Annotated in this window: 11 protein-coding genes and 11 tRNA genes; 20 read left to right on the top strand and 2 right to left on the bottom strand. The window is 43.9% G+C overall.

Going from position 1 to position 15,109, the window contains the following annotated elements; genetic code table 11:
* Positions 1-65: 65 nt before the first annotated feature.
* The 13 genes from A8F94_RS06440 to A8F94_RS06380 all read left to right on the top strand — a co-directional run bounded on the left by A8F94_RS06440 (position 66) and on the right by A8F94_RS06380 (position 4,586).
* Positions 66-142, top strand: a tRNA-Ile gene (locus A8F94_RS06440).
* Between the two features lie 15 nt (positions 143-157).
* Positions 158-250: transfer RNA gene (locus tag A8F94_RS06435), tRNA-Ser, on the top strand.
* A gap of 19 nt (positions 251-269) precedes the next feature.
* Positions 270-343 (top strand) — tRNA-Met (locus A8F94_RS06430).
* Between the two features lie 3 nt (positions 344-346).
* Positions 347-423, top strand: a tRNA-Asp gene (locus A8F94_RS06425).
* 9 nt (positions 424-432) lie between these two features.
* Positions 433-508, top strand: a tRNA-Phe gene (locus A8F94_RS06420).
* Between the two features lie 21 nt (positions 509-529).
* A tRNA-His gene (locus A8F94_RS06415) sits at positions 530-605 on the top strand.
* Positions 606-619: 14 nt separating this feature from the next.
* Positions 620-693: transfer RNA gene (locus A8F94_RS06410), tRNA-Gly, on the top strand.
* A 5-nt stretch (positions 694-698) separates the two neighbouring features.
* Positions 699-775 (top strand) — tRNA-Ile (locus A8F94_RS06405).
* Between the two features lie 29 nt (positions 776-804).
* Positions 805-879 (top strand) — tRNA-Asn (locus tag A8F94_RS06400).
* Between the two features lie 3 nt (positions 880-882).
* Positions 883-973 (top strand) — tRNA-Ser (locus A8F94_RS06395).
* A 3-nt stretch (positions 974-976) separates the two neighbouring features.
* Positions 977-1,048: transfer RNA gene (locus A8F94_RS06390), tRNA-Glu, on the top strand.
* A gap of 1,320 nt (positions 1,049-2,368) precedes the next feature.
* Positions 2,369-3,517: a glucose-1-phosphate adenylyltransferase gene (locus A8F94_RS06385; protein WP_066197091.1), complete on the top strand. Its 1,149-nt coding sequence runs from the start codon at positions 2,369-2,371 to the stop codon at positions 3,515-3,517.
* A 16-nt stretch (positions 3,518-3,533) separates the two neighbouring features.
* The gene (locus tag A8F94_RS06380; RefSeq protein ID WP_066197088.1) at positions 3,534-4,586 is read left to right on the top strand and encodes a sugar phosphate nucleotidyltransferase; all 1,053 of its coding nucleotides are present in this window, start codon (positions 3,534-3,536) and stop codon (positions 4,584-4,586) included.
* A gap of 116 nt (positions 4,587-4,702) precedes the next feature.
* Here A8F94_RS06380 and A8F94_RS06375 read toward each other — a convergent pair whose 3' ends face one another.
* Both A8F94_RS06375 and A8F94_RS06370 read right to left on the bottom strand, forming a co-directional pair.
* Entirely contained in the window at positions 4,703-5,476 is a 774-nt protein-coding gene (locus A8F94_RS06375) for a TraR/DksA C4-type zinc finger protein (protein ID WP_254660783.1), read from the bottom strand.
* Positions 5,477-5,692: 216 nt separating this feature from the next.
* Positions 5,693-6,628, bottom strand: coding sequence for a 1,4-dihydroxy-2-naphthoate polyprenyltransferase (locus tag A8F94_RS06370; protein WP_066197084.1), 936 nt, complete (start codon positions 6,626-6,628; stop codon positions 5,693-5,695).
* Positions 6,629-6,927: 299 nt separating this feature from the next.
* Between A8F94_RS06370 and A8F94_RS06365 the strand changes: the two genes are divergently transcribed.
* The 7 genes from A8F94_RS06365 to A8F94_RS26340 all read left to right on the top strand — a co-directional run bounded on the left by A8F94_RS06365 (position 6,928) and on the right by A8F94_RS26340 (position 15,088).
* Positions 6,928-8,340: an isochorismate synthase gene (locus A8F94_RS06365; RefSeq protein ID WP_066197082.1), complete on the top strand. Its 1,413-nt coding sequence runs from the start codon at positions 6,928-6,930 to the stop codon at positions 8,338-8,340.
* Positions 8,337-10,085 (top strand): 2-succinyl-5-enolpyruvyl-6-hydroxy-3-cyclohexene-1-carboxylic-acid synthase, encoded by a 1,749-nt coding sequence (gene menD, locus A8F94_RS06360; RefSeq protein WP_066197080.1) that lies wholly within the window; start codon positions 8,337-8,339, stop codon positions 10,083-10,085. The genes A8F94_RS06365 and menD overlap by 4 nt, the downstream gene beginning before the upstream one ends.
* On the top strand, positions 10,082-10,891 hold the full coding sequence (gene menH / locus A8F94_RS06355) for a 2-succinyl-6-hydroxy-2,4-cyclohexadiene-1-carboxylate synthase (protein WP_066197079.1): 810 nt from the start codon (positions 10,082-10,084) through the stop codon (positions 10,889-10,891). Before menD ends, menH begins: the two co-directional genes overlap by 4 nt.
* 15 nt (positions 10,892-10,906) lie before the next feature.
* Positions 10,907-11,725 carry a 1,4-dihydroxy-2-naphthoyl-CoA synthase gene (gene menB / locus A8F94_RS06350; RefSeq protein ID WP_066197077.1) on the top strand — a complete coding sequence of 273 codons (819 nt, stop codon included), beginning with the start codon at positions 10,907-10,909 and terminating at the stop codon, positions 11,723-11,725.
* Positions 11,726-12,028: 303 nt separating this feature from the next.
* The gene (locus tag A8F94_RS06345; protein WP_066197075.1) at positions 12,029-13,519 is read left to right on the top strand and encodes an o-succinylbenzoate--CoA ligase; all 1,491 of its coding nucleotides are present in this window, start codon (positions 12,029-12,031) and stop codon (positions 13,517-13,519) included.
* On the top strand, positions 13,516-14,622 hold the full coding sequence (gene menC, locus A8F94_RS06340) for an o-succinylbenzoate synthase (RefSeq protein WP_066197071.1): 1,107 nt from the start codon (positions 13,516-13,518) through the stop codon (positions 14,620-14,622). Before A8F94_RS06345 ends, menC begins: the two co-directional genes overlap by 4 nt.
* Positions 14,623-14,968: 346 nt before the next feature.
* Positions 14,969-15,088: an RAxF-45 family protein gene (locus tag A8F94_RS26340; protein ID WP_302621295.1), complete on the top strand. Its 120-nt coding sequence runs from the start codon at positions 14,969-14,971 to the stop codon at positions 15,086-15,088.
* Positions 15,089-15,109: the final 21 nt, after the last annotated feature.

The following is a 15,109-nucleotide window of genomic DNA, read 5'->3' as shown; positions in this document are numbered from 1 at the left end:
AGCGTACGGTTCATACCCGTAAGGTCGGGGGTTCGATCCCCTCCGCCGCTACCAATTTTCATTAAGGACCTTTAGCTCAGCTGGTTAGAGCAGACGGCTCATAACCGTCCGGTCGTAGGTTCGAGTCCTACAAGGTCCACCAATTTTATATATAAATGGAGGAATACCCAAGTCTGGCTGAAGGGATCGGTCTTGAAAACCGACAGGCGGGTTAAACCGCGCGGGGGTTCGAATCCCTCTTCCTCCGCCATTTATATTCTTTTTATTATCGCGGGGTAGAGCAGTCTGGTAGCTCGTCGGGCTCATAACCCGGAGGTCGCAGGTTCAAATCCTGCCCCCGCAATACGGTCTGGTAGTTCAGTTGGTTAGAATGCCTGCCTGTCACGCAGGAGGTCGCGGGTTCGAGTCCCGTCCAGACCGCCATTTTTTTATGGCTCAGTAGCTCAGTCGGTAGAGCAAAGGACTGAAAATCCTTGTGTCGGCGGTTCGATTCCGTCCTGAGCCACCATTATCGGTTTTATAGATAATGGCGGTTGTGGCGAAGTGGTTAACGCACCAGATTGTGGCTCTGGCACTCGGGGGTTCGATTCCCCTCAATCGCCCCATAATAAATTCATACGCGGGTGTAGTTTAATGGTAAAACTCCAGCCTTCCAAGCTGATGTCGTGGGTTCGATTCCCATCACCCGCTCCAAATATGGGCCTATAGCTCAGCTGGTTAGAGCGCACGCCTGATAAGCGTGAGGTCGATGGTTCGAGTCCATTTAGGCCCACCATTTTTGTGTTTAGATTTTTATTTTTCTATTCCACAGTAGCTCAGTGGTAGAGCAATCGGCTGTTAACCGATCGGTCGTAGGTTCGAGTCCTACCTGTGGAGCCATATGGGGAAGTACTCAAGAGGCTGAAGAGGCGCCCCTGCTAAGGGTGTAGGTCGGGTAACCGGCGCGAGGGTTCAAATCCCTCCTTCTCCGCCATATGGCCCCTTGGTCAAGCGGTTAAGACACCGCCCTTTCACGGCGGTAACACGGGTTCGAATCCCGTAGGGGTCATACTAAGAGCAGCAGACACGATGTCTGCTGCTCTTTTTTTGCCTTTGGAGCAAGAGTATATACGAGATAGTAATTAATATTTTGTGCAGAATTAAGCACGATATATAAGCTCTGGATATTGGTTGAGGTCTATGCTCGTTTCAAGGCATTAAAAAACACACAGCTAACGGATTCTTTTATACTTGAAGTGTTGAGCAGCAAGTAAAAGGAATGGAGCTGCGTGCAATTGAATTTACACATGAATTTGCGTGGATTGAAAGAAACTACTGTAACCAAAGTTGAGGAAATTGAAGGCATACTCCGGATTCATGTGGAAGTTCCCCGGAAGCCTCACAAGTTTCCGGTTGTAGATACGTGACTCAACTATTCCGATGGATTTCTGGATAAAATCAAATAATTCAACAAAGGTTCCCAATCGAATGCTGTTGGCTTCAAAATAGCTCAGAATTTCAGTGCTAAAATGTTATTAAATCATCTGTATAAAGAAATTGATAATCACGATTGGTTAGCGAGAGAAGAAATTTGGTCTCTAGCCAAACGTTTGACGTAAATTTGTTATTTCTTCTTTTACCCCAAAAATTTAAGGTTCCGCATAAAAGTTATCCGGCATGTGAATTAGTATCGGCTCGAATTGTTTACAAAATGCTAGCTTTTAAAGGCAGTGAAGCATTCGTTTGCCTAAAAAGCAAAAGTCCCCCCAAATGACACCACTATTAATTCACTCTCCTAATTCCAGCCTTTCTTGTACCGGAAATATTCTCTCAATTTTCTGATATTTTTATAAAAGATTTCGAAAAATAGGATTAGCTCCCCTGTATTTTGGGTAACTAAATATAATCACTTACTGCATACCCCAGGTTTACCCGGAAACGTTAATCCTTTAGAAGAGCTACATACCCTTTCCTTTCTGGCAGTCACTAAGTTGCCACTTTTCTTTCGACTTTTCAAAACGAATATTGTCTATTTTTGAAGCAATAGTTGTCATGTGAACATGGTTGCGGTTGAATTTATAAAGCTTCTAACGGATTTACATGGTTTTTGTCAAAATAGTACGGTTTTTTTTACAAGGAAAAAGAATAGAATTAACGAATTAAAGAGCGTATTAGGAATATTCTTTTCAGAGGGGAAATTTGTATCACCGTAAGAAGGGTGGTACAAAAAAATAGGCAAATGATTTGTCTATTGAAAACTGCGGGGTATGGGGGAATAACGGTTCCAATCTTTAATCAAGCCGGACAGCCAGGAAAAAGCCTCTTGAGGTTAGGGACCTCACTTATAGGCTTTATTTTATTATTGTCCGGAAAAGAGAGGAGCGGCTGAATGGACAAAAAAAAGTGTGTGGCGATGCTTCTTGCAGGAGGCCAGGGAACGAGGCTAAAGCTGTTGACCGAAAAAATTGCAAAGCCGGCTGTGCCTTTTGGAGGAAAGTACAGGATTATTGATTTTACCTTAAGTAATTGCACGAATTCCGGTATAGATACGGTAGGGGTGCTCACCCAATATCAGCCCATGCTGTTAAATTCCTATATTGGGATTGGGAGTGCTTGGGACCTTGATAGAAAAGAAGGGGGGGTTACCGTATTGCCTCCATTTAGCGAATCTGCGGACGTTAAGTGGTACACAGGAACGGCATCTGCTGTTTATCAAAACCTGAGCTATTTAAGGCAGTATGATCCAGAGTACGTGCTTATTCTTTCTGGGGACCATATTTATAAGATGAATTATGAGGAAATGCTGAAGTTCCATGTTGAAAAAAAGGCGGATGTTACGATCTCAGTTGTCGAGGTACCCTGGGTGGAAGCAAGCCGCTTTGGCATATTGGAAACTGGTTCTAATATGAAGGTACTTGAATTTGAAGAGAAGCCTGAGAATCCCAAAAGCACCCTTGCATCCATGGGCATTTATATATTCAGCTGGGAAGTCCTGCTAAATTCCCTTGAGTCTGACTATAACAATCCGGATTCAAGCCATGATTTTGGCAAGGATATTATTCCAAACCTTGTTAAAGGGAAGGAAAGAGTCTTTGCATATCCATTCACAGGATATTGGAAAGACGTTGGGACAGTTGAAAGTCTTTGGGAAGCGAATATGGATCTTCTTGATGAGAAATGCAGCCTTGATTTATTTGATCATGGCTGGAGAATTTATTCGGTCAACCCAAACCAGCCTCCTCAATTTATTTCAGCCGATGCCACGATAATGGAATCGTTAATTAACGAGGGATGTACGATTGAAGGCGACATCGTGCATTCAGTTATTTTTCAAGGTGTAACGGTTGGAAAAGGCTCACATATCAAAGATTCGGTGATTATGCCTGATGCTGTCATCGGGAAAAACACTGAAATTGAGAGAGCAGTTGTTCCAGCAAATATGGAGATTCCAGACGGGATGGTCATTTGCCCTCCTCCAGGAGAAATTGTATTAGTCGATAAAAAAATGTGCCAGAAATATACCTTGCCTAGTAATTAAAAAGGAGGGACAGGAAATGTTAAAACAGCTGTTAGGTGTAATTGACGCCGCTGCTAACCACGAGAATCTACAGGAATTGCTGCTGCATAGGCCAGTCGCTGCCCTGCCTTTTGCCGGAAGATACCGGCTAATAGACTTTGTCTTGTCAAGTATGGTGAATTCAGGGATAAGGAGTGTTGCTGTGTTTCCCAAAACCAGCTATCGCTCGTTAATGGATCATCTAGGGTCCGGAAAAAATTGGGATCTTAATCGGAAGAGGGATGGGCTATTCTTTTTTCCACCTATGAATATAGAGGAAAGAGAGTTTAATGGAACAGGCTGCCTTGCCCATTTTGAAGAAAACATCGATTTCTTTTATAGGAGTTCACAGGAATATACATTACTATCTAACTCGAATACCGTCATTAATGAAGACTTTAGGCCTTTCCTCAAGGCACATTTGCGGAATAACTGCGATATTACTGAGGTTTATAAAAATGGCAAACCACTGAATATATACTTGCTGAAAACCTCGCTTTTAATTGAATTAATCGAGAATAGGCAATTCACGGGTTATACTAGCCTGAATGATGTTGTTGACGATTTTGGGAGCCCATATACCATCTGCAGATATGAGTTTGATGGATATGCAGAACAGGTAGATTCAGTAAGTAGTTATTATAGGGTTAGCATGGATTTACTAAAAACTTCCATTTGGGGAAAGCTTTTTAAAAAAGAACAGCCTGTTTTCACTAAAGTTAAGGATGAACCGCCTTCTCATTACTATAAAGGAGCTTCGGTTAAAAAAGCTCTTCTGGCTAATGGCTGCCAGGTCAGGGGAATGGTGGAAAACAGTATTATTTCAAGGGGAGTCACGATAGGCGAGGGCGCAGTGGTTCGTAATAGCATCATTATGCAAAAAAGCCAAATCGGGGAAAATTGTATCCTGGAGTCGGTAATCCTTGATAAGGATGTGAAAGTTGAACCAGGGACAATCCTTATCGGAACCCCGCAAAAACCAATCGTGTATGGCAAGGGGTCAATCATCAAACCGACTGCTGTACCCGTTAAATCGCTGCTGGCTTTGTAGAAATGACAAACAATCACTGGCTCAAACGGCTGTCAGAAGACGCGTTTTGAGCCAGTTTTTATTTTTAAAAAAAGGATGTTCCACCCTTGTATGGAACAATTTCTAATTAATAGATATCAATCATCTTCTTCTAAATAGCTGTCTTTGCGTTTATACGGAACGTCTCCCATTTGGGAGTCAATGCCTTTACGGTCAAGGACTTCTTCAAGATCTTCCAGTTTATCTACTTTATTGAACTGACGGTTGCCGCCTTCCATATCGTTCGATACGATTTCCTCAATATCCTCCGCCTGTGCTTCTTCATTGACTCCTTTATTATACAAGTCATTGTAGCTATCGTAATCGCCAACCATATCCTGGGGGCTATCAGCTGTTCCAAAGCGGGCAACCTCTTCAAAGCTGTCGTTTGTATCGATGACTCCGCCAGTGCTTCTGCCCCGGAAGGAATTCGGAATGGATGGCGTGAGGACATCCTCTTCAACTGGACGGTCGCTTGCCGGAATTCTTTCAGGGGTATGCTCTACGCAATATAAGGTGGAGGGAATGGCCTCCAGACGCTCATATGGGATGTTATTTCCGCACTCACGGCATACCCCATACGTACCATCCTCCATGGCTGATAGGGCCCGCTGTACCTTTTCAAGCTCTTCGCTGGTATGGCTTTTAAGCGCATAATTTTTCTCGCGTTCAAAAAGTTCTGTACCCAGGTCAGCCGGATGGTTATCGTAGGCAGATAATTCACCAACCGTTTCCCTTTCCGATGCATCACGGTCTGTATATCCGCCATCCATATTAAGTTGATTTTCTAGTACACGTTCTTCCTCTTTCAAGCGGTATTTTAAAGTGTTTTTTTGATTACCCGTTAACATATATATCCACTTCCATTTCATTGCAATTTACTCACTGTAATAAAATTGATACCCTTTCGGAATGCAATGAAACATGCAAAAGCGCAGAGCGCCTTCGTGGCAGAAGTAAAAGAATGGGTTTTTATAAAACATTGAATCATAATCAGGACAAGCCCTTCCTCCTAAATTCCACACTTAATGCTGCAGAACCCTTCCTGACATGAAATAAGCCCCCGCTTTTGGCGGGGGCTTATTTCATTAAATATAGTGGCCGATGAATAACCCAATGGCGAGCAAGAAACCAAAAATGGTATTGGTTTGTGCGGTTGCTTTCATGGCAGGCATCATTTCAATAGGAGTCTTGCCAGCTTTGAATCCTTTAATTGCCTTGATTGGTTTCGGCAAGCTTACGATTACAATGGCAGCCCATGGTGAAGCTATTCCTAACGCAATCAAAATCGCTACAATACTATATGAGGCAGCGAACATCCCCGCAAGGAACATGATTGCTTTTTCCCGTCCAAGAAGGATTGCGAGGGTCCTTCTGCCAAACTCCTTGTCACCATCCAAGTCACGGATATTATTTGAGAGAAGAATGGCACCGACAAGAATAGATACAGGAAGGGATACTAAAATGCTTGTTGAATTCACATAGCCGGTTTGAATAAAGAATGATAGCAGAATGATTAAGCAGCCCATAAAAAAGCCGGCAAACAATTCGCCAAATGGGGTATAAGCGATAGGGCGGGGACCACCGGTGTAAAGATAACCGAAAAGCATTGAAATGCTGCCGATTACAGCAACCCACCAGCTGCTTTCCATACAAATATAAACGCCCAGCAATACAGAAATTCCGTAAAGAGTTAGGGCTAATTGCATGACCGTTCTTGGCTTTATACCATCCCTTACAATGGCACCCCCAATGCCAATCGACTCTTCTGTATCAAGTCCACGGACATAATCATAATACTCATTAAACATATTTGTTGCTGCCTGTATCAATAGGCACGCTAGCAGCATTGCACCAAACAGTAATCCATCTATTTTCCCTTCTTCCAGGGCCAAAACAGTGCCCAGAAATACAGGGACGAACGCAGCTGTCAATGTATGGGGCCTCGTAAGCTGCCACCATGCACGGAAACCGCGGTTAGATTCAGGAATATGGGGTGTGCCAGTCTGTAACTGTGTCTGCATGCATAACACTCCCTGATAGTATTTGGCAATGGTAAAGAACACGCCACACTTAAGTGTAAGAAATATAGCGAAAGGTGTCAATTACTTTTTACTGGCATTAGCTTTTTCAAGCTCTATTTCCCATGTGGAAAAATCGGAATGTGATTAATCGAGCTTTGTGGCAGAATAAGATATAATAAAGGAAAAAACATGGTGTACTGTGACTACTGTTATTGACACTCCTGCAAATGGAGTAGTATTTTTAAATAGGCTTTAAACTGAATGGGAACAGTGGTTCGCGCTGTTTTGGAGGGATATAGTTGGTTACCATCCACGGTACAGAATTAAAGGAAGGCATCCTTCAGGGAATATCAAAAGCAAGGGAATTGGGCAGGCCTATACTTGTCAGTGAGATTAGCAGGATAGAGTCCCTTGAACCTTTGAGTTTTTTTGCCAATGGGAAAGAATCGTTCTTGGGTGAACGTTTTTATTGGAAGAGTCCGGGAGAGGAATTTTGTTTGGCCGGACTGGGTATCGCCGCTCAATTAGGCAGCGATAAAACGGATACCCGTTTTTTGCATATTAACAAGCAATGGGAAATGCTTGTGCATGATAGCATTGTGATCGGCTCTTCTTCATCAGAGGGAGTCGGGCCTTTAATGTTTGGGGGATTTACATTTGATCCTCATAAGGAGAAAACCGCTCTTTGGTCAAAATATCAAGATGCTCTGTTCCATATTCCACGTTTTATGATAACAGTCCTGAAAAACAATGAAGTATATTTCACTACTAACATCATGTGTACGCGGCATGATGGGGTCTCGCTCTTCAATAAGGTTGCCTCTGAAAGAGAGGCACTATTAACTATAGCAATGGAGCGAATGAAAAGTAAAAATGCTCCCCTTGTTGATATGGAAGAAATCGATCCAACTAACTGGAAGAAAACGGTAGAAACTGTTGCAAACGATTTAAAAAATGGCGGTCCGCTCAAAAAAGTTGTTCTGGCAAGAGAACTTCGGCTCCGATTTAATCGTCCGATCGATACAGGAACGATACTTGAAAATTTGCAGAAACAGCAAAAGTCCAGTTATATCTTTTCGTTTGAATCTGGAGGAGACAGCTTTATCGGAGGATCACCTGAAAGGTTAGTTAAAAAGGCTGGCCCAAAAGTCCTCTCTGCCTGTCTGGCCGGGTCTATTCCAAGAGGCAAAACGGAAGAGGAGGACAAAAAACTAGGCAGCCTCTTGCTTTCGGACGAAAAAAACCTTTCCGAGCATCAATATGTTGTCGATATGATAAGAGAAGCATTGGAGGAAACTTGCGAAATTGTTGCCATTCCCGAGAAGCCCCAATTAATGAAGGTTAGGGATATTCAGCATCTTTATACACCAGCAGAGGGAATCGCAAAGAAAGGTACAAGCCTCCTCCAGCTTGTTGAAAGGCTTCATCCAACTCCTGCTCTGGGAGGGCTCCCCAAAAAGCTTGCTGTGGAAAAAATCCGGGAGGTAGAAGTGCTGGACCGTGGCTTATATGCCGCGCCGGTCGGATGGATGGATTATTTCGGGAACGGTGAATTCGCAGTAGCAATCCGATCCGGCCTCATACAAGGAAAAGAAGCGTCCTTGTTTGCCGGCTGTGGTATTGTTGCAAATTCTGACGTAGAAAGTGAATATCTGGAAACAGGGCTTAAATTCAGGCCAATGCTTTCAGCCCTTGGAGGAATGAAGGAATGAATCATCAAGAAGCTTTAACATCCTATTTGGCGGCATTTGTAGCGGAACTTGTAAAGACTGGTGTAGAGGAAGTTGTCATCAGCCCGGGTTCTCGGTCGACCCCGATGGCTATGGTCATGGCTGAACATCCCGAGCTTACCGTCCATATCCATGTCGATGAACGTTCTGCTGCCTTTTTCGGACTTGGGATTGCAAAGGCGAGCGGCAGGCCTGTGGCACTCCTATGCACATCGGGAACTGCAGCGGCCAACTACTTTCCAGCCATTGTGGAGGCACGCTATTCACGGGTGCCTCTTCTTGTTTTGACTGCAGACCGGCCACATGAATTGAGAGATGTTGGAGCTCCTCAAGCAATCGATCAAATAGACCTTTATGGGAAGCATGTTAAGTGGTTTTCGGAAATGGCTTTGCCTGAAGAAGGCGCGGTAATGACTCGTTATGCAAGGACAGTATGTGCTCGGGCAGTCTCACTTGCAAGGCAGGTGCCAGCGGGGCCGGTCCATCTAAACTTTCCTTTCCGTGAACCACTCATCCCAAAACTGGATAATCTTCAGGCATTTGAGATGTTGGAAAGGCCCGACCGATATGTTTCGATCAGCCAGGGAAGACTTGGCTTGGATAGTGAGGAATACAGGGGAATAGCCAGGGTTTTTAATAAAAATAAAAAGGGAGTCATTATTTGTGGCCAGCTGGAAGGCAGGGATTTTGCCAGGAAGCTAGAACAGTTAGCCAGGAAACTCGGTTATCCGGTGCTTGCCGATCCACTGTCCCAGCTCCGAAGCAATGATTTCGGTGATGGCGTCCTTATTGATACGTATGATGCTTTCCTGCGTTCTTCAGATGCAAAGGAAATGCTGAAGCCTGATGTAATTGTCAGGTTTGGGGCGATGCCTATATCTAAAGCACTTACGACTTTCCTTAAAGAAAGCCATCTTGCCCGCCAATTTGTCGTTGACGGAGGAGGCGGGTGGAGGGATCCGCACTCGTTGTCGACTGAGATGGTTTATTGTGATGAAGACGTTTTTTGTGAAGGCATCCTGCCCTTCATCACGCCAGCAATTGATTCCGCTTATCTGGAGAAATGGGCAGATATAAATCATCTTTCCAAAGAAACGATGGTTTCGGAAATAAACAAAGAAGAATTAAATGAAAGCCTTGTCTATCATCAACTTCCAGATCTTCTTCCCAAAGGCTCAAGCCTCTTTGTAGGGAACAGCATGCCAATCCGGGATTTGGACAGTTTTTTCTGGAAAAACGATAAAGGTATAAGGGTCCTCGCCAATAGGGGGGCAAACGGGATTGACGGAATTATTTCCAGTGCGCTCGGTGCATCAATTCACTCTAACCCAATGTATCTTGTAATTGGTGACCTTACTTTTTACCATGATATGAATGGGTTGCTTCCGGCAAAACTGTACGGTTTGGATATAACTATTATTGTAATAAACAATAATGGCGGCGGGATTTTCTCATTTTTGCCGCAAGCCGGGGAAAAGAAAAACTTTGAGCTTTTGTTTGGAACTCCAATCGGGTTGGATTTTTCACATGCAGCTGCATTATATGGCGGGACTTTTACTCGGGTTGAAACCGTGGAGGACTTCCATGCTGCAGTTTTAAGTGCAAGGAAAGTACGGGGATTAAAGATTATTGAAGTGCTAAGTGAAAGGGAAGCGAATACGGCAGACCACCGCAGAATTTGGAAGTCTGTTTCCCAGGAAATAAGTAAGTTGGTAAAGTTAAAATGAATGCCAATATAAATAACCTGAATTATCACGTTGAATTGCGGGGAAATGGTACACCCCTCCTCCTGCTCCATGGCTTTACCGGGAGCAGCGGAACATGGAGCCCGTTTTTTACTAAATGGGAAGTTCATTTCAAACTGATTTGTCCTGATTTGCCTGGCCATGGCAAAACAAGGCCGATTTCTCAACCAGAGAGATTTTCCATGGACAATACAGTCGAGGACCTAAAAGGAATTCTTGATTATTTAGGGGTTGAAAAAGCGGATGTTCTCGGTTATTCGATGGGCGGGCGGATTGCATTAGCGTTCGCTCTGGCTTATCCAGAGCGGGTCCGGAAGCTAATAATGGAAAGTTCATCTCCGGGTCTTGAAAAGTCTTCTGACCGAAAAGAAAGACGCATGAAAGACAGTGAACTTGCCAATTTTATTATAGACAATGGGGTTAAAGCGTTTATCGATTATTGGGAGAACATCCCCCTCTTTGCATCACTTCAGAAAATGCCGGATAAAATCACTTCTGAGGTTAGAAGGGGAAGGCTTGAAAATAATCCAGAAGGGCTTGCACATTCTTTGTTAGGAATAGGAACTGGAGCCCAGCCTTCCTACTGGGAAAGGCTTGGGGAATTGGAGCCCGAGATACTACTCCTCGCTGGAAGCATGGATGAAAAGTTTTGCAACATTGCCGTTAACATGTCTAAAAGAATAAAAAATTGTAAAATGGCTATCATTCCTGAAGCTGGACATGCAATTCATGTGGAACAATCGGAAATGTTTGGTACAATAATAAGTGGGTTTTTGACAAATACATAAAGGAGGTTTTCTATTTTGACAGTAGAATGGGTGGCAGAACGCCAATACGATGAAATTCTCTATGAAACATATAATGGAATTGCCAAAATAACCATCAACCGTCCAGAGGTTCGCAACGCCTTCACTCCTAAAACAGTGATGGAGATGATTGATGCCTTTGCCTATGCAAGGGATGATTCAAACATTGGAGTTATTATTTTGACAGGTGCAGGGGACCTTGCATTCTGTTCCGGCGGTGATCAAAAGGTACGCGGCCATGGCGGCTATGTTGGGTCAGACGAGATTCCACGCTTGAATGTCCTTGATCTTCAGCGCTTAATCCGCGTTATCCCAAAACCAGTTATCGCAATGGTTAAAGGTTATTCAATTGGCGGCGGAAATGTCCTTCAGGTTGTCTGTGACTTGACGATTGCCGCAGATAACGCAATCTTTGGGCAAACTGGCCCGAAAGTCGGCAGTTTCGACGCTGGATATGGATCCGGTTATCTTGCGAGGATAGTCGGCCATAAGAAAGCTCGCGAAATTTGGTATCTGTGCCGTCAATACAATGCCCAGGAAGCGTTGGAAATGGGCCTTGTGAACACAGTTGTACCTCTTGATAAAGTTGAGGAAGAAACACTCAAGTGGTGTGAGGAAATTCTTGAAAAGAGCCCAACCGCTATTCGCTTCCTGAAAGCTGCAATGAATGCGGATACTGATGGACTTGCCGGCCTCCAGCAATTTGCCGGAGATGCTACGCTTCTTTACTACACAACGGATGAGGCAAAAGAAGGCCGCGACGCCTTTAAAGAAAAGCGCAAGCCAGACTTCGGCCAGTTTCCAAGATTCCCATAAGAAAAGCGGAATCGCCTTGGTCAGGGGCGACAAGCGCTGGAGGGCCTGAAGTGGAAGTCTTTCTTTGACTTCAACTGAAGGATCGAAGCGACCTCGAGCCCCTAGGCGCTGCTGCTGGACAAAAGAAAAGCGTAAGCGCCTTGGTCAGGGGCGAAGCTAAAAAATCATTGACGTTTACAGCTTGATGGACATTCCATCAGGCTGTTTTACTATTGAATAGAAAACCAAGTTCAATGTTAGGAACAAACCGTGTATGCCGTTTGGACATTAAAACGGGTAAGAACTATTAAGAAGGTGCACATCATGGATGTAAAAATGCCGCAATTTTTGAAAAAAAGAGCCTTCCTTACTCCGGAACGCCCGGCTTTGATATATAATAATCAACTAATAACGTTTATGGAACTATACCAGGAAAGTTTGTCCCTGGCAGGCAGGTTGACTGCTGTGGGAATTGGTTCTGAGAACTATACAGCCGTACTCATTAAGAATAATCTTGATTCCTCAATTCTGCTTTATGCCCTGCAGTTATGCGGCGTACCGACAGTCATGCTGAATAACAGATTGACCTCTGCAGAAATAGCGTGGCAGCTTCAAGATTCAAATGCCCAGTTCCTGATTAGTGAGCCCTCTTTGCTTTCTCTTGCAAAAGAAGCATCCTCAGGAATTGAAGGGTTACAAACCGTTTCCCTCGCTGAGTTATCCAACAAACCGCCAACAGAATTTGCAGAGCCAGATGAAATAGCCCTTGATCAAGTTTGTACCGTTATGTACACATCAGGTACAACTGGGCATCCGAAGGGAGTTTTGCAAACCTATGGCAACCACTGGTGGAGCGCTGCTGGGTCAGCCTTGAATCTCGGGCTGACAGATCAAGATACATGGCTTTGTACTGTCCCGCTTTTTCATATTAGCGGTTATTCAATTCTTATGAGAGGAATCATATACGGAAATTTGGTGGTGCTGCATGACCATTTCGATCCTAAACAGGTAGTTAAGGATATTTTTGAAAAAAAAGTATCGTATATGAGTGTGGTAGGAACAAGTTTAAATCGCGTTCTTGAAGAGCTGGAACCCAGAAAGCTTCCTGATACATTCCGCGCTATGCTGCTCGGTGGCGGGCCAGCACCACTCCCTCTCCTTGAAGCTTGCATCAATCAGAATGTTCCTGTTTTCCAGACGTATGGTATGACCGAGACGGCATCCCAATCGGCTACCCTTGCCCCTGAATACAGTCTGTCTAAATTAGGCTCAGCAGGAAAGCCGCTTTTCCCGGTTTCAATTAAAATTCAGCTTCCTGATGGAAGCGAAGCACCCGCCGGAGCAGAAGGGGAAATTCTTGTCAAAGGGCCAAATGTTACACCAGGATATTTGAACAAGCCAGATGTTACCGCGGAAAAAATTATCAATGGATGGTTACACACAGGTGACATCGGCCGAATGGATGAGGAAGGTTTCTTGTACGTTGTCGACAGGAGATCGGATTTAATTATTTCGGGAGGGGAAAATATTTATCCTGCAGAAGTTGAAAGTGTGCTCGTTTCTCATCCGGACATTTGGGATGCAGGAGTGACGGGGGTGCCTGATGACCGTTGGGGCCAGGTTCCTGCTGCTTTCATTATCCCTATGGAAGGGCGCACACTTACAGAAGAAGACTTGCGCGATTATTGCTTAACCAGGCTTGCTAAATATAAAGTTCCTCGGGACTTTTATTTTGTAAAAGAGCTGCCTAGAAATGCCGCAAACAAGCTCCTTCGCAGAAAGCTGCTTGGTCTCATTGGAGGAAATGGTCAATGAACCTGCATTCCATAAAGATATCAATCCTATCAATGCCTTTGAAACAGCCGTTTCATACACATCTAGAGACGGTTCGGACAAGAGAAGGGATACTAGTTGAAGTAGTGGATCAAAATGGGCTTGAAGGCTATGGGGAAGGTGTGGCATTCTCGTCTCCTTGGTATACCGAAGAAACGGTCGCCAGCTGCTGGGATGTAATGACATCCTACCTAATCCCAATTATTAAAAGAAATACAATCACTCATCCCGAGGAAGTATTCCGCTTATTTAGCCCGGTCCGTAGAAACCATATGGCCAAATCCGCCATTGAAATGGCGTTATGGGATTTATTTTCAAAGCAAGCTAAAAAACAACTTTCCCGGCTGCTAGGCGGTGACAAAAAGAAAATACCTGCGGGGGTTGTCGTTGCAGCCAAGAATCAAGCGGAAGCCATTGAGCAGACAGCACGCTTTGTAGAGGAAGGATATCAGCGCATCAAGGTTAAAATTAGTCCTGGCAATGATTATTCCCTGTTATCTGCACTGAGGCGTGAATATCCGGAATTGGCGATTATGGCAGATGCCAATTCTGCCTATACATTGGCAGATGCAGAAAAACTAAAAGCACTCGATGAATTAGGTTTGCTTTTAATTGAACAGCCGTTGGCTCATGATGATTTTCTTGAACATGCAAAGCTTCAGAAGCTGATTTCTACACCGATATGCCTGGATGAGAGCATAAACTCCTACTCTGATGCCAAAATGGCATTGGAATTGGGCAGCTGCAAAGTATTGACCATAAAGGCTGGAAAAGTCGGTGGTATTGGAGAGGCAATCAGGATCCATTCTTTATGCGAAGAAAAGGATATCCCTTTATGGTGCGGCGGGATGATTGAATTTGGTGTATCCCGGGCTCATAACATCGCTCTGGCGTCATTGCCAGGTTTCATTATACCAGGTGATATCTCGGCATCTTCCCGGTTTTGGGAAGAGGATATTATAGAACCCGAAATTACTGTCCAAGATGGATGGGTATCGGTGCCTGAGGGTGAAGGGATAGGGTTTCGCCTTAATCGGAGGCGAATTAACGAGATTACGTTAAAGGCGGAAACGTTTGTTTTCTAGTATTCATTTACAGGCCAGCTGGTTTTTAAGATTATTTACTTAACAAGCTGCCATTTTGGGCGGCTTTTTCTGTTTAATTTGGAACGGCTATAGGCGATAGACAGCTTTAGATTATAATTCTATGGACCTTTCCGTTGAAGGCTGGGCAAATGTATTTGTTTTAATTATGTTCCTTGTGGCTACTCTCATTTTAACGATTGCAATGATTTAAAACAGGAATAACATTCATCTTTAAGAGCAGTACCACAAAAATAGGCAGTTCAATGGTGTCTGATAATTTGCATAAATTATCTGACCATTTTATAATGAATTTATATATTGGATTTTTAAGGAGGTGGGATTTGAGATGAACCGGTCTGTTGGATTGCAAGGGCAGTTTATGGAATATGTCTATATTTGCCGTGCAATTTTTCATGAAATTGCTTTTAACGGGATACGTATGCCCTTTTTTAGCAATTTAATATGAACAGAACGGTAAGAGATCTCA

The organism is Bacillus sp. FJAT-27225 (assembly GCF_001685025.1).
Classification (GTDB): domain Bacteria; phylum Bacillota; class Bacilli; order Bacillales; family Cytobacillaceae; genus Bacillus_D.
The sequence above is the reverse complement of the archived record's forward strand: the minus strand, read 5'-3'. Positions and strand labels throughout refer to the sequence as shown.

Excerpts from the sequence above, each read along its gene's own strand:
- A8F94_RS06385 (WP_066197091.1), top strand. The coding sequence starts at position 2,369 with ATGGACAAAAAAAAGTGTGTGGCGATGCTTCTTGCAGGAGGCCAGGGA.
- A8F94_RS06380 (WP_066197088.1), top strand. The coding sequence starts at position 3,534 with ATGTTAAAACAGCTGTTAGGTGTAATTGACGCCGCTGCTAACCACGAG.
- A8F94_RS06375 (WP_254660783.1), bottom strand. The coding sequence starts at position 5,476 with ATGAAATGGAAGTGGATATATATGTTAACGGGTAATCAAAAAAACACT.
- A8F94_RS06370 (WP_066197084.1), bottom strand. The coding sequence starts at position 6,628 with ATGCAGACACAGTTACAGACTGGCACACCCCATATTCCTGAATCTAAC.
- menD (WP_066197080.1), top strand. The coding sequence starts at position 8,337 with ATGAATCATCAAGAAGCTTTAACATCCTATTTGGCGGCATTTGTAGCG.
- menH (WP_066197079.1), top strand. The coding sequence starts at position 10,082 with ATGAATGCCAATATAAATAACCTGAATTATCACGTTGAATTGCGGGGA.
- A8F94_RS06345 (WP_066197075.1), top strand. The coding sequence starts at position 12,029 with ATGGATGTAAAAATGCCGCAATTTTTGAAAAAAAGAGCCTTCCTTACT.
- menC (WP_066197071.1), top strand. The coding sequence starts at position 13,516 with ATGAACCTGCATTCCATAAAGATATCAATCCTATCAATGCCTTTGAAA.
- A8F94_RS26340 (WP_302621295.1), top strand. The coding sequence starts at position 14,969 with ATGAACCGGTCTGTTGGATTGCAAGGGCAGTTTATGGAATATGTCTAT.